The sequence below is a fragment of the Synechococcus sp. HJ21-Hayes genome, from assembly GCF_024345835.1.
Classification (GTDB): Bacteria; Cyanobacteriota; Cyanobacteriia; order PCC-6307; family Cyanobiaceae; genus Vulcanococcus.
Genome location: NZ_JAGQBW010000033.1, coordinates 1 through 13,088, shown reverse-complemented (window position 1 = coordinate 13,088; position 13,088 = coordinate 1). Strand labels below are relative to the sequence as shown.

At 61.8% G+C, this 13,088-nt stretch carries 12 protein-coding genes; 5 read left to right on the top strand and 7 right to left on the bottom strand.

Going from position 1 to position 13,088, the window contains the following annotated elements; translation table 11 throughout:
- Window positions 1-524 precede the first annotated feature (524 nt).
- Window positions 525-3,500, top strand: coding sequence for a tetratricopeptide repeat protein (locus tag KBZ14_RS15430; protein ID WP_255119237.1), 2,976 nt, complete (start codon window positions 525-527; stop codon window positions 3,498-3,500).
- Here KBZ14_RS15430 and KBZ14_RS15425 read toward each other — a convergent pair.
- The 5 genes from KBZ14_RS15425 to KBZ14_RS15405 form a co-directional block, all read right to left on the bottom strand.
- A complete protein-coding gene (locus KBZ14_RS15425; RefSeq protein ID WP_255119236.1) occupies window positions 3,497-3,685 on the bottom strand; it encodes a helix-turn-helix domain-containing protein in 189 nt (62 codons plus the stop codon). The genes KBZ14_RS15430 and KBZ14_RS15425 overlap by 4 nt on opposite strands.
- Before the next feature lie 426 nt (window positions 3,686-4,111).
- A complete protein-coding gene (locus KBZ14_RS15420) occupies window positions 4,112-4,591 on the bottom strand; it encodes a hypothetical protein (RefSeq protein ID WP_255119235.1) in 480 nt (159 codons plus the stop codon).
- A gap of 61 nt (window positions 4,592-4,652) precedes the next feature.
- On the bottom strand, window positions 4,653-5,042 hold the full coding sequence (locus KBZ14_RS15415) for a hypothetical protein (RefSeq protein WP_255119234.1): 390 nt from the start codon (window positions 5,040-5,042) through the stop codon (window positions 4,653-4,655).
- Window positions 5,042-6,202, bottom strand: coding sequence for a hypothetical protein (locus KBZ14_RS15410; protein ID WP_255119233.1), 1,161 nt, complete (start codon window positions 6,200-6,202; stop codon window positions 5,042-5,044). The genes KBZ14_RS15415 and KBZ14_RS15410 overlap by 1 nt, the downstream gene beginning before the upstream one ends.
- 77 nt (window positions 6,203-6,279) lie before the next feature.
- Complete coding sequence (locus tag KBZ14_RS15405; RefSeq protein ID WP_255119232.1) at window positions 6,280-6,720, bottom strand: sigma factor; 441 nt, start codon at window positions 6,718-6,720, stop codon at window positions 6,280-6,282.
- 395 nt (window positions 6,721-7,115) lie between these two features.
- Between KBZ14_RS15405 and KBZ14_RS15400 the strand changes: the two genes are divergently transcribed.
- Window positions 7,116-7,571 carry a hypothetical protein gene (locus KBZ14_RS15400; protein ID WP_255119231.1) on the top strand — a complete coding sequence of 152 codons (456 nt, stop codon included), beginning with the start codon at window positions 7,116-7,118 and terminating at the stop codon, window positions 7,569-7,571.
- Here KBZ14_RS15400 and KBZ14_RS15395 read toward each other — a convergent pair.
- Together KBZ14_RS15395 and KBZ14_RS15390 are read right to left on the bottom strand one after the other, a co-directional pair.
- Window positions 7,468-8,250, bottom strand: a complete 783-nt coding sequence (locus KBZ14_RS15395) for a helix-turn-helix transcriptional regulator (protein ID WP_255119230.1) — start codon at window positions 8,248-8,250, stop codon at window positions 7,468-7,470. The two genes, KBZ14_RS15400 and KBZ14_RS15395, sit on opposite strands and share 104 nt — an antisense overlap.
- A gap of 181 nt (window positions 8,251-8,431) precedes the next feature.
- Window positions 8,432-9,358: a sigma-70 family RNA polymerase sigma factor gene (locus KBZ14_RS15390; RefSeq protein ID WP_255119229.1), complete on the bottom strand. Its 927-nt coding sequence runs from the start codon at window positions 9,356-9,358 to the stop codon at window positions 8,432-8,434.
- Between the two features lie 443 nt (window positions 9,359-9,801).
- Here KBZ14_RS15390 and KBZ14_RS15385 point away from each other — a divergent pair, with 443 nt between their 5' ends.
- From KBZ14_RS15385 to KBZ14_RS15375, 3 genes are all read left to right on the top strand, one after another.
- A complete protein-coding gene (locus tag KBZ14_RS15385; RefSeq protein WP_255119228.1) occupies window positions 9,802-10,884 on the top strand; it encodes a hypothetical protein in 1,083 nt (360 codons plus the stop codon).
- 35 nt (window positions 10,885-10,919) lie between these two features.
- Complete coding sequence (locus tag KBZ14_RS15380) at window positions 10,920-12,620, top strand: DnaB helicase C-terminal domain-containing protein (RefSeq protein ID WP_255119227.1); 1,701 nt, start codon at window positions 10,920-10,922, stop codon at window positions 12,618-12,620.
- Window positions 12,621-12,625: 5 nt separating this feature from the next.
- Window positions 12,626-13,088: CHC2 zinc finger domain-containing protein (locus KBZ14_RS15375; RefSeq protein ID WP_255119226.1), on the top strand; the 463-nt coding region annotated here is incomplete at its 3' end.

Sequence of the window (13,088 nt, the reverse complement as noted above, 5' to 3'; positions counted from 1 at the left end):
CTGATCAGATCGAGATCGGTTGCGGCAGCAGCAGTTTCAGGCACAAAGCAGGGGCAAGCCCGCTCAGCTCAACCCATGCTGACAGCCCCGGCCAGAGCGCCTGTGACACACTTTGAATCAGCCCTGGGTCCTGGCGCATCCCACCGGTCTGGCGGTGGAGGAACCCTGGTACCTGATCAGCAACGTTGAGCCCTTGCTGGATCTAGTGTGGAACTACGCACAGCGCTTTTGCTGTGAGCAGCTCCGCGATCAGAAATCTGGTGTCTTCTGCTGACGAGTAGTTGTCTGCAAGAACCTGTACGGATCGATCGGATGCTGTTGATCGTCGCCATCGCTGTGCTGGCGAGCAGTCTGCAGGGTTATGCCCTCAGCCAGGCTTGCGGCTCTGACAGGGTGTGACACGGTGCTCGATCACCACCGGGAGGCTCAGTGGCCACACATCATCAGCTTCCTCAGTCCGTTCATAACAAACGCGATCATCGGAAGCACTGTCTACAGAATTGGGGTGACTCCACGCTCAGACCATGAGCAGCAACAAGCGCCGGGTGGTGCGCGTCTTTATCTCCTCCACCTTTGTGGACTTCCAGGAGGAGCGCCGGCTTCTAGTGGAGCGGGTGTTTCCCGCTCTGAACCGCAAGGCCCGGGAGCGGGGCGTGGAGCTGGTGCCGGTCGACCTCCGTTGGGGGGTCACCGCCGAACAGGCGGATCGGGGCGAAACGCTACCGATTTGCCTGGGGGAAATCGAGCGCTGCCGGCCCTATTTCATTGGGCTGCTCGGGGAGCGCTATGGCTGGGTCCCACCAGCTGATCACTACCGCCCGGAGCTACTCGCACGACAGCCGTGGTTGCAGAGCCACATCGCGGGAAGCAGCGTGACTGAGCTGGAAATCCTGCACGGGGTGCTCAACAACCCTGAAATGGCCGGGCAGGCCTTTTTCTACATCCGCGAGTCTTCCTGGAGCCTGGGCCAGCAGGGGCCAGGTTTTATCTGCACAACACGCCAGGAGGTCCGCAAGCTCAAGTCCCTCAAGGCACGTATCAAAAGCAGCGGCTTCCCCGTCGTGGATGAAGTGCCCAATCCCCAGGCGATCGCCGAACGAATAGAAGCCGACCTCTGGGCCCTGATCGAAGAGCAGTTCCCGGATGAGCAATCGTCTGATCTATTGGCGACCCATGCAAGACAGCACGCCCAATATCGTGCTGATCGCATCGGTCTCTACCTAGGCGGAGAGGATTACATCGCCCAACTCAACCAATGGTTCAGTTCTGGGGAGCAGCGCATCCTGATAAGTGGCGAATCGGGTTCCGGAAAAAGTGCCCTAATTGCCAACTGGATGGAAGCCCACGGACAGGTCTACCCAGAGGATCGGATCTATGCCCACCACCTAGGCAGCACAAATGATGCTAGTGCCCTCCGGCCGATGCTTGCACGGATGTTGGAAACGGTCTCGAGACAGCTGGCAGAAGAGCTAGCGGAACCAATCCAGGCACCGCCGGATTGGTGGGACTTAGTCGCCACGGTGGGGTCCACCCTTGCTCTACTGAGTGCATGGTGTAAACGCCACAGTTGTCGCTGGATCTGGGTACTCGATGGCCTCGACAAGCTTGAGCAAGGCGATCAACTGGCCCTGCCCTGGCTGCCAACGCACCTACCAGAAGGAATTCATGTGGTGGCTAGTGCGCTGGAATGCCCGGCGCGCACTATTCTCCAAGAGCGCAACTACCCGAACCTCACTATTGGTCCCGTTGGAGAGCAGGAGCGAGAGCTCTTGATCCAGCAATACCTCGGCAAATTCACCAAGGGCCTTGAGTCCGATCTCCAAGCGCGGATCAGCGCCCACCCCTCTGGTGGATCGCCCCTCTTTCTGCGCATCCTTCTCGAGGAACTACGCCTATCTGCCACATACGAAACCTTGCCAGGGAAAGTCAGTCACTACCTCAAGGCCAAAGGCATCGATGAGCTCTATGGATTGGTGCTGAAGCGGCTTGAAGCTGACGGCCATCGCGGAACACTCGCCAAAGCCTTGAGTGCCCTGTGGGCATGCCGTACAGGGCTCTGCGAAACAGATCTCCTTGAAATCACAGGGCTCTTGCCTGTGCAATGGGCACCGGTGGGCATCGCACTCCAGGAAGCGCTGAGTGAGAGCGCTAATCGCATCACGTTTGGCAACACCTACCTACGCAATGCAGTTGAGGCTCGTTATCTAAAAACCGAAGCGAGACGGCGGCAGGAACACAAAAAGCTGGCCGATTGGCTAGAAGCAAATGAGGAAGTTGATGATGTTGCTTTCGTTAAATTCAAGGCAGAAGAGTGGCCCTGGCAGCTGCAACAAGCCGGGAGGCTCGAAGACCTGCGCCAGTACCTACTCGACGCTGGCTTCCTCGCCTATCTCCAATGTTGGCGACCCTGCGCTGAAATTATCGAGTACTGGAGGATTTGTAAACGCGAAACAGACGCCAACCTGGATGAATTAATTGCAGCATCGGTGGTTCAAGAAATCAACAGGATCAGGGAAGAACCAGACCATTTGATTTATTTTATAAATAGCATAGCTAGCCTGCTTTTGGAGGCTGGGCTGCATGGGGAGCTCTTGCTCCGCTTGAGGCAATTATCACTTGAACTTGAAGAGTCAGGCATTGGCTACGATGAATTATCCGTAAGCCAAAGTCTCAAGTGGCTGGCTGATGCCCATCTCCTGCTCTGCCAATACACCAAAGCAGAGTCTTTGTATCAGCGCTGCCTTGAAGCGAACGAGCTTCTGCCAGAAGCAGATCATCTAGCAACAGCGAATATTCTCAATAATCTGGGCAGAATCTATGCGGACACCGGTCGATATTTGGAAGCTGAGGTATTGCTAAAACGCAGCGCTGACATCAGCAATCAGCTTCTTGGAGCAGAGCACCCATTAACCTTAACAACCCTGGACAATTTAGCGGGAGTTTATCTTGATTTGGGCGACTACGATAGGGCGGAAACCCTCTTTTCTAAATGCCTAGAGGCCCGCAAATTGGCGCTCGGCAACGATCATCCCTTTACGCTAATAACAATCAACAACATATCAGCCCTTTATTATCTTAAAGACGACCACGAACGGGCAGAGATAATTCTTTTGGGATCGAGAGAAACAATGGAGAGGTTGTTGGAATCGGGACATCCTGCTGCAATTCATCCGATGCTGCTACTGGCAGCCGTGTGGTCCTTCCAAGGCCAATACGAGCAGGCAGAAGCAGTCTGCATGCGACTACTCAAGACCACTGATAAAATGTATGGACAAAATAACCCATACACATTAGATGTTGACAACACACTCGGCAATATCTATCGAGCGATGGGGAAATACGAGCAAGCAGAAGCCTGCTACCTTCGCTGTTTAAAAGGCCGGGAAGAGCTACTAGGTCCAGGCAATCCTTCAACCCTAACGGCTCTCAACAACCTGACTGGCTTGTACGATGAAATTGAAAATCACGGGCAAGCGGAAAAGGTAGGAAAGTTTGATTAAAGAATTTTGGCGGCCTTGTCGAGGCGGATGCGATTGACTCCTCGATAGCGATCAGTCTTCTTCACCTGGAGGCTGATCCCTGCTTCTGCAGCCAGCTCAGCCAGGGGACGACGGTCTTGGAGGTGTTGATTGATGAGCCGGATCCGGCTCTTCTGTGTCAGACGGGCATTGGGATGGCTATGCATGGGTGCGTGAGGTCTGGGTTGGTGGGTCGCACCTCAACCCGTAGCGGCCTCACACCTTCTTGTCAGCTGAACAACCTGCTGAGACAGAACATCTAGGGCCTGGACCATCTCGATGCCGAAGCCGGCACCCCCGGTTTCAGGAAAGTTGTCACCCCTCTGATCAGTACACCCGGGGGCTTGAGGACATGACCAATGCGTCGTTACAGCGAGGCCGTCAAAGCTGATGTGAGAAGACGGATGAGTCCGCCGTACCGCCAGAGCGTGGCTCAGATTTCGGCAGAGCTGGACATTGGCAAGCTCCAGATGGAGTTGGAGTGGCTTACAAATCACAGCTACTCTGACGCCAATGCAGAACTGCCATCTGCATCAAAAAGCCCCGGGCCGTAGCCCAGGGCTGATGCATGCAGCTAATGGCTCAATGGGGCGTCACCCCTTGCCGGCTCTGATCTCCCAGAACGAGGCACCGACGCTGTAGCTGGCTAGGCCGCTTTGCTGTTCATAGCTCTGGCGTGCCTTGAGCTGGCATTCGATCTGCTTGCAATCGTCGCTGTAGCTCCACTGCTTACGGCCGGCCCTGCGGCTGAGCACCAGATCCGGGGTGATCTGATAGCCCTTGCCGTCCTTGCCGGCAGGCAGAAGGCTGAGCAGGTCTCCGCGCAGGTGGGCTAGCCGCAGCTGTTCGTTCAGCTCTTTCTGCTCGGCGGCCAGGAGCTCCTGTTGGTGCTTCACCTCGAGCATGCGGTTCACGCAGGTGGTGATGGCATCCAGAGAGAAGCGCGGGTCGTGTGCGCCTGCACTGGCGGGTAGGACACCCGCGCTGGCGAGGATCAGCAGCGCTTCCGGGGTTCCGGGGGCAGGTTCGCCGGTGGCGAGTGAGGACGCCGTTGTGGTGAGGGGTGTGGTCATGGGGTGTGAGTGAGTGGTCAGTGGAGTGAGGTACAACTAGGAAGCTCTGGATGCTTCTGGTTCAGGGGTTCAAGGTCTGGATCTGGTTCAGGGCTTCAATGAGCTCGCTGCGGCGCAGCAGTTCGATCGGTGCGGGCAGGGAGGTGCGATCGATCGGGTAGCTGCGCAGCAACGAGCGGAGCTCCACCACCGAGAGCTCATCCCACAGAGGAGAGGAGCTGTTGTGGCCTGCACGGCTCGGAGCGGTGGGCTCCATCAGCTCGCACCAGGGCTCGGCATGGCACGGCGCCGGCTTGGCGTCGGTGGTGGTGCCGGCCCCCAGCTGCTGGCTGAGGCGGGCCACCAGATCCACCAGGCCGCCCATGGCTTCGATCAGGGAGGCCTGCAGGTCGAGCTGGGCTTGGGCAGTGGCGCTGCAGGAGCAGGCGCGCGTGGCAGTAGAGACAGACATCAAACAACGACCTGAAAGACGACAGACGGGGTGTGGAGCTTGCGTTCGCTCTTGGGGCAGTAGGCCTCCCACTCAGAGGCAAAGGGATAGGGCTTGATGCCGCTGACGTCCTGCAGATCAACCTTCACGCCGTCGATGGTGCCGGGGCTGACGATGTGGACGTTCTGGGCCGCCTTGCTGCAGAAGTTGAGCCCGGCTTCTGAGTAGGCGTTGCTGCCCACCAGTGAGGCATTGCGGGCGTGGTAATCGCCGATGGCGCTGGCATGCAGGTGGCCAAACAGCGTGTAGTCCACCGTGATGCCCTGGGCGGCGTACTTACCGGCGATCTCCTGCACCGACTTCTGGGTGTTGGCGCCGATCTGGTGGCCGTGCAGGCAGAGAAACGTGCGGCCGAGCACCTCAAACAGCAGCTCATTGGCCCGGAAGCCGCAGAAGCGGATGCCAGCGGTGCTCTGAAAGCCGCGCTTGAGGATCTCGTAGATCATCAGGTCGTAGCTGTCGGTGGCGAGGGCATCGCTCCAGCCCAGCTCCTTGTTCACCCGGCTTTCATTGCCGGTGATGCCATAGACCTCGATCTCGAACTGCTGGCGTAGATCCAGGAGAAAGGCTCGCAGGATGTCCACCGCCAGCAGCGTGGCCATCGAGCGGTTGGTGGCGTTGCTGAGCAGCTCATCGAGGCGGCGATCGCTGTTGAGGAAGTCCCCCAGACAGGCCACCACCACCTTGCGGGCGCCATAGCTTTTGCCCAGTTGCTTGACGCGCTGGGCGAGCTTGGCCAGCCGCTGCGCCGCCACGGTGAAGTCGTAGCGGTTGGAGGGCAGTTCGACGCGCTCATTGAAGTGCAGATCAGAGAGCTGCACGATCAACACCGCATCACCGCCTTCTGGAATGCGGGAGAGCGTCACGCCGTGGCTGAATCCCCGTTCATCCAGCCGTGCACACAGTTCGCGGGTGTAGGCGGACACGGCGTTCTCGATGCGGGCGTGCTCGCGGAAGGCCTTGCGCTCGATCCGGTTGGTATCGGCTTGGGCCTGGCGGGCCTTGGCCAGGCGCACGTTGAACTGCAGCAGTTCGCGGTCTTGATCGTTGTTCGTAGCCGGTATGTGCCCCCGGCCAGGGAGATGACGGGATGGTTGATGGCGGTGCTTGGCTGAACCCATAGGGACATGCGGGTGAGGGAAGCTACTGGTGGCGCTTGTGACAACTCTTCTGCCTCAGTAGGGCTGCAGCAGGTGACTCAATCGCGCTGGTGCTCATGCAGCGGTACTGGGCGTTGTCCGCAGGCAAGCCGGCACTCCAGCCAGTACTCCAGCGGTACCTCCAGCTGTTCGGCGATCTGTTGATCGCTGAGGCCCTGGGCCACCCATTGGCGGGCTTTGATCCACAGCTCCCGCAGCCGGTGGCTGATGCGCAGCGAGAAGCCTGTATCGCGCAGGTGGTGCAGCAATTCGCCCTTGACCTTGGGGACCAGATAGCTGGAGGGGCGATAGCCGCGGGCCGGATCAAAGCCGATGGCGCCTTTGCACAACCCCTCGTAGGCGGGGCCCAGTAAGTCATCGACGGCCATCGACCAGCGGCGGGCAAAGCGGTGCGCCTGTTGATGCGCCAGGCCCAGATGTTCACAGGCAAAAGCCCGCTGGGCCTCGGTCATCGGCTGGCGCAAAGAGCGCTGGGGCATGCAGACATGTGCAGGGGTGGGAGGCTACCCAGCGCGGCTTGAATCCCAGTGACCGCCAGCGTTCCGCGCACCACGGCACCGAGCGGTGTCGGCCCATACGCCTGAATCACCAGCGCCACCATGGCGCCAACGGCAGCACCACGACAGTGCAAGGGCATCGCATCGTTCGCAACTGCCCAAAGTGTTCCGAGGGGGAATCAGCTCTGTTCTGCTCCCAGGTGATCCCGGCTTCTGAAAGACATGCTGAGGAATGGCGGCGTGTTGCTGGCGATGACAACAGACATCTCCGTGGTGGTTGCTGCTGATGCCACGCCTGTGGCGGGCTGATCCCACAGCTGTGGGCGGCGCCCCTACGGGGTGCAAAGCCACAACCGGTGCAGTGATTCCTCACGGCCATGACCACCAAGGTTCTGCTCACCCACCACCACCGCGACGCCATCGAGAATGCCGCTGAGCGCGGCTTCTGGATGCCCCTTCCCCTGGAGGCCGAGCAGCTCACGGATGTGATGTATCTCACCTCCTTGAGCTATGGCGAAACCACACTCAAGCAACTGGTGGAAGTGGCCAGCTTTGAGCCCTGGCGCGAGCGCGATGGCATCGAGCGCTGGTTGCCGTTCCTCGGCCAACGGCTCGAGCTGCCCAAGCCCCTACCCCTCGGTGATCGCCGCCTGCTGGCCGGCTGGCTGCCGCGTCAGCGCGAGGCGGTGCAGATCGTGGAGCTGGAGGCCTTGCTGGCCGCCAAACGGCTCAGTGATCTCCTGCGTGGTTCCGGTGCGTGCTGCCCACTGCCGCTGCGTGGGGCTGATGGGAACCCTCGGGTCGCGACTGCGGCTCGAGGTCAAGCGGCCTGATCACCCCATGGGCCAACGCCCAGGCGAGCAGCCCGCGTTGGTCCCGCACACCCGTCTTGCGGTAGAGCGCACTGAGCTGACGCCGGATGGTGTCGCAGCGTCTCTGCTTCAAGGCAGCGATCTGGGGGGCCTTGTGCCCCCTGGCCAGCAGCTGAATCAGCTCCTGCTCGGACGCCTTGAGCATCGTGTGCTCATCGCCGCGGTGGGAGCGTTTGAGCTGCAGCCGGAAGACTCCGTCGACGCTCTGCTGCCCTTGGATGGCCTGCACCAAGGCCCCAAGCACAGTCCCCTTGCCGCTACTGCTGCGGGAACAGAGTGCATCACAGCCGCTGGCCAGCAATTGCTCCAGCCTGGGTTGGGTCATGGTCCTGGGGAGGTAGGCCAGAAACCGGCAGGTTGCCGTTGGCCGGGCTTCTCGCAGCTGGCGCATCAGCTCCACGACTCCGCCATCGGGGAGATCGTCGTCGCAGATCACGACCACCTTCTCGACATCGCTGGGCAGTACGGCGAGCAGATCAGCGATGGAACGACTGGCTAAACAGCAGTCCTGGACGAGTAAGGAGGCAATGGCCGTGATCTCGTTGTCGGCGCTGCAGATCACGACCGTCCAGCCCTGGCAGGCCTCAGCGACCCGTTGCATCTGGGCGTGCAGGGTGGTGCGAATCTCATGCGGTGTCATGGGACTGGTCACGTGTCGCTGATCCTTGAGTTCTTTCGTGATCACCCTTGCGCTCTAGGAGCATGGGATCGGCGGTTCCCTCGCTCTAGCTAGGGCCCAACGGACTGCGCCACCACAGCACAGACGCCTGGCGGTAACTTGTCACCAGGCGTTGTACTGCGGCTTGGCCGCTGGTTGACCTTTAGGTGGTGAACTCGTGCTTGAGCTCCTCGGCGGCGCTCCGCAGTTTCGCGAGCGCCTGAGCTTCCAACATCTCGAGTTGCTCCTGCTCCAGGCCGCCCATGGCCTTGCGCAGTTGGCAGGGGCTCAGCGGCGGCCGCCGCAGATAGCGGTTGTGGATCATGCGGTGCTCCTGCGTGTCCAGGCGGGCCATCAGTTCAGGCAACACAGCGTGTTGTGGGTCAGCTGTGGACGGCTGATGCTCAGCGGCGTGGAGGGAAGCCTGATCCATCCGGCTGTTGGCATTGCGGTCGCCGGTGTCGTCTTCCCCTGCCTCCAGTGACCCGGTGCGGGTGGCCTCCCACTGGCTGATGAAGTCGGCCAACTGGCTGGCGGTGAGCGGCTTGCCGTTGAACGTGAGCTGAGCAGCCAGCCATGCCAACTCGGGCACTGAGCCGGTGTTGGCTTGGTGCTCCTGGCTGAGCCGGAGCGCCTTGATCACCACGGCGGCCTTCTGTGCTGGGAAGCGAATCACCCGCTTGAACCGTTGCTCAAATTCCGCGAATCCACGCCGCACCCAGAAGGTGGCGTAGGTGGAGAAGCGATAGCCCTTGCTGGGATCGAATTTCTCTGCGGCACGCACCAAGTTCAGCGCCGCTTCTTGGAGAGCATCGGCCGTGGTGTCCTCATGGGCCGGCAAGCTGCAGCGATGGCGGCTCCAGGTGTGGGCCACCAGGCCGAGGTTGTGGCGCACCAGTTGCTCACGGGCCCGTAGGGCACTGCGGCGCACGGGCTTGGGGGCATGTTCAGGCCCACCCGGGTGTTGCTGCCAGCGCTGAATGCGGCGGGAGAGCTCCATCACCGTGCGTTCGCACAAGGGGCGATGGGCACTGCTGCTGTTCAGCCAGGAGTGAACGGTGGAGGCCACAGGGGCATGACGGGGAGGCATCGTGCAACGCGTGAACTGGCGCGAGCATTCCCCGTGCTCCCACGGTTGCGCCATTGGCCGGGGTTGGGTTACTGCGGTGGCGTAGGTGGTGGGGCCGTCGTGACCCCAGGGGTGATGCAACGGGTGCATCAGCTGCAGCACCCCGTGCCTCACGGCCTGGTTCCATTGCCGGAACCCAGCGCTGCACCCGGTGCCTCAGTCACTGCTGCACCCCATGCCTCAGGGGTGATGCACCCCGTGCAGCACATCTATATCTCTGAAAGGTTTTAGAGAATCAATCCAAAACCAAAGACCCAGAGCAAGCCAACAGCCGGCTTATGGGGAAGATGGAATCAGGCAGAGCAGCAGCCCCGTAGCGCACACGGACGTGCCCTCGGCGTTAGCAGCAAGCACCGCCGGTAGCCTCCCGCAGATCGTCAGGGGCAGGTCCTCCTGATCACACCGTGCAGTTCTTCTGCATCCGTAACGAGGCCATCCGCCAGACCCACAGGGCCCTGCAAACACTCCGCGAGCAGCGGCAGGGATCGCTGAGGCCAGGGCGGGTCTTGCGTGTGGCTCAGCTCTACGGCTACCTGCAATGGCGCAGTCGCGGCAACCGTGATGTGCGCGTCACCCTGAGGGATCTGGGAGCTGCCTGGTTTGTACAACCGCGGTTGCTGAAATCGGATCTTGATGATCTGCAGGCCCTCGGATGGCTGCGCTTCTGCAGTGATGCCAAAGGCACCACGGTGACGCTGGCTTCCGGCGGCCTGGACAGCGACACCGACGAGCCTGATCGGGAGGAGCTGGCAATGCCGGAGCCTCTACCGGCGATGGAGTCCGTCGCGGAGATCCCGACCGTTGCCGAGGAACAAGCCAGCTCAGTTGTCCACCCCCGAGTGATCAACAAGGCGCCTACGGAACCCTCAGCTGAACCCGAGCCCCGGCCCGCGATGAACCAGCTGATCAGCCAGTTCACCGCCACCTACAACCAGCACAAACCGCAGAGCTGGCCGGCCTACAAGCCCACGGGCACAGCGCTGGCCAGCCGCTTGCAGCGCGCCATCCGCCACGCCGGAGGCACAGAAGCCTTCTGGACGGCGCTGATCCGGGCGTTGCGCTCGATGCCTGAGTTCTGGCGCCTCACCTACCCGCAGGGCCGCAGCGGCTCTGATTGCGCCATGGCGTTGCTGAGCGCTGATCGCAAGGCAGCGGGGCTCGGCGTGGAGTTCTGGCATGTCTTTGTCTGGGGCAGCAAGGGCCAGACGGCTGGTTCATCGGGTTCGTACACCCAACGGCTCTCGAGCGGCATTGGTGGGAACACTGCAGAGGTGGGCCAGGACCGCCAGGCCGCGATCAACCACCCCGACTTTCTCCGCGCCCGCAAGCTCTTGGTCTGGGGGGATCACGCCTGGCGTTGCCAGGGCATGGAGGCCTTTGACCTCCCCGCCTCTGAGAAGCAAAGGCTGGCGGAACTTCTGGAAGCCGCCGGACTCGGCGAGCCCGGCCACGCCGCTGAGCAATTCGCCCAGGAGGCCAGGCGCTGAATCCAGGGCCCACACGTCCCATCGCTGTTCACGCCATGACCGCCAACCCCAATGCCAACCCCGGTGCCGGCAACAACGAGCCAGGCAACGAGGAGCTGCACACCACCATCCCCGGCGCCTTTGACCCGGCGCTGCTCCAGCGGATGATCGACGAGGGGATCTTTATCGAGACCGCCGCAGGCCTGATGGCGGCCGAGGTTCCCACGGTGCCTGCGGATCACTCCCTGGCGGAGCACGAAAAGAATCTGCTTGCGGCTGTTCTGGTTGGAACCGACGACCAGCGCGAGCGCTGGGGCCTGTTTCGCCGGGCGATCGGCCTGCGCTTTGACGAGGTGGTGCCCGGCTCGATCTGGACCCAACCGGGCCTCAGGGCCCTGGCGCTGGAGATCGACGAGCTGTTCCGCGGCCGCCGCGACATTGATGTTCTGAACGCCTACGCGATCCGAGAAGACGTGCGCCAGCGGGCCCTGGAGGGCCGTTTCCGGGGCTCGCTCCTGCAAATGGAGGAAGCCCTCTCGGAGGTGATCGCTTGGGGTGATGACGGCCTGATTCACCCGGAGCTGGACTTCAAAATCGCCTGCCGGCTCTTCCAGATCGCCAAGGCCAGGGCGCTGTTCTATCCAGGCCTGCGCAAGCTCCTGGCGCGTGAGCAGATCGACTGCGGCATCGACGGCGAACTCGAGAGCTGCCGGCAGTTGTTGAACGACGCCACCTCGATCTCCGCGGGTCGTTATCGCCAGAGCAAGGAGTTCTGCGCGGTGGCTGATTCCACCAGCGAGTGTGTTGCTTTGGCCTCGTTGCCTGCGGATCAACGCCCCAAGCCGATCTCAACCGGTATTCCCTCGCTGGACATCGACATGCGTGGTGGTGTGATCCCAGGGACAGGCGACAGCACCTGGGTGTTGGCCGCTCGATCGGGTGTGGGCAAAACCACCGTTGGCATCGCCGCTGCGATGGGGTTGGCCTACAACGGCGCGTCTGTTCTGGTTCTCTCCTGTGAGCTGAGCCGCCGCGCCATCGGTGCTCGCCTGTTTGCCAACTACTGCCGAAAGGCCAGTGGCGTGTTCACGCCGCGCTACTCCGCCAACGAACTGGAGGGCCGCGGGGATGTGATCGAGGGCCGCGATCTGGAGCACCTCCAGCAGCTCGGCGCCCAGTTCGGCGATGGCATTGCCCCCAATGGTCAGCGGATGGGGCACCTGTTTTACCAATCGCTCTTTGCCGCCACGGTGGAAGACCTGGCGGCGCTGGTGGAGGACTGCAAGAGCGCTCATCCCGAGCTCGCAGCGGTGGTGCTCGATCACTTCCACGCCATGGGTCCCACGCCTGGCTACGGCAGCAACACCACTGCTGAATTGGCGGCCCGGGCCACAGCCATCAAGGCCCTGGCCGGCCGCTGCGAACTCGACATGTTCGTGGTGGCGCAGCTCAACCGCGGCGCCTACGGCAACCCCACCGGCCCGGATGTCTCCCATCTGGCGGGGACGTCTGAGCTCGAGCGTTATGCCTCAGCGGTGTGGCTGATTGATCGCCCCAAAGTCGATGAATTCAGCCAACCCCAACCCGGAGTGTTGGAGGTGCACCACGGCAAATGCCGTCACGGCCAGACGACCGGTGAGAACGACTTCAGCAAGACCACGATCCGCATGGACCGCGGCCACTGCTACCTCGAGGCCGATAACGCCCGCAAGTTGTTCATCGGCAGCGATCTGTATCCCGGCGTGGAATGCCTCTGATGCCCATGCTCTCCAGCGCCATCGACAGCGGTAGCGGCAAAGCCGCCCCTCATCGGGTGGTTGTAGGAGCGGGCCGTAGGGCTCCCAGTGGGCACCCCTCGGGGCGCCCGGCTGGGCTGCTCACACCGGCGGTGTTGGAGAGCGTGCGCGAACGGGCCCGGATCACGGATCTGTTTGGGCCCGCAGAACTCCAGAAGGCCGGCCGTGAGTTTGTGGCTCGCTGCCCCTGGCATGACGATCGCCGGCCCTCGCTGTCTGTGAGCCCTAGCCGCAACCGGGTGCACTGCTTTGTTTGCGGCAAGGGCACCGATGCCATCGGCTGGCTGCAGGACCGGCAGGGCCTGAGCTTTCAAGAAGCCGTGCTCGAACTGGCACGCCGCACCGGCGTGAGTGTCGCCGATGGCGACCCCGAGGCGCAGGCGCGGTTCGAGCAGGAGTGGCGCGAGCGCCGGCAGCTGATGGCCCAGC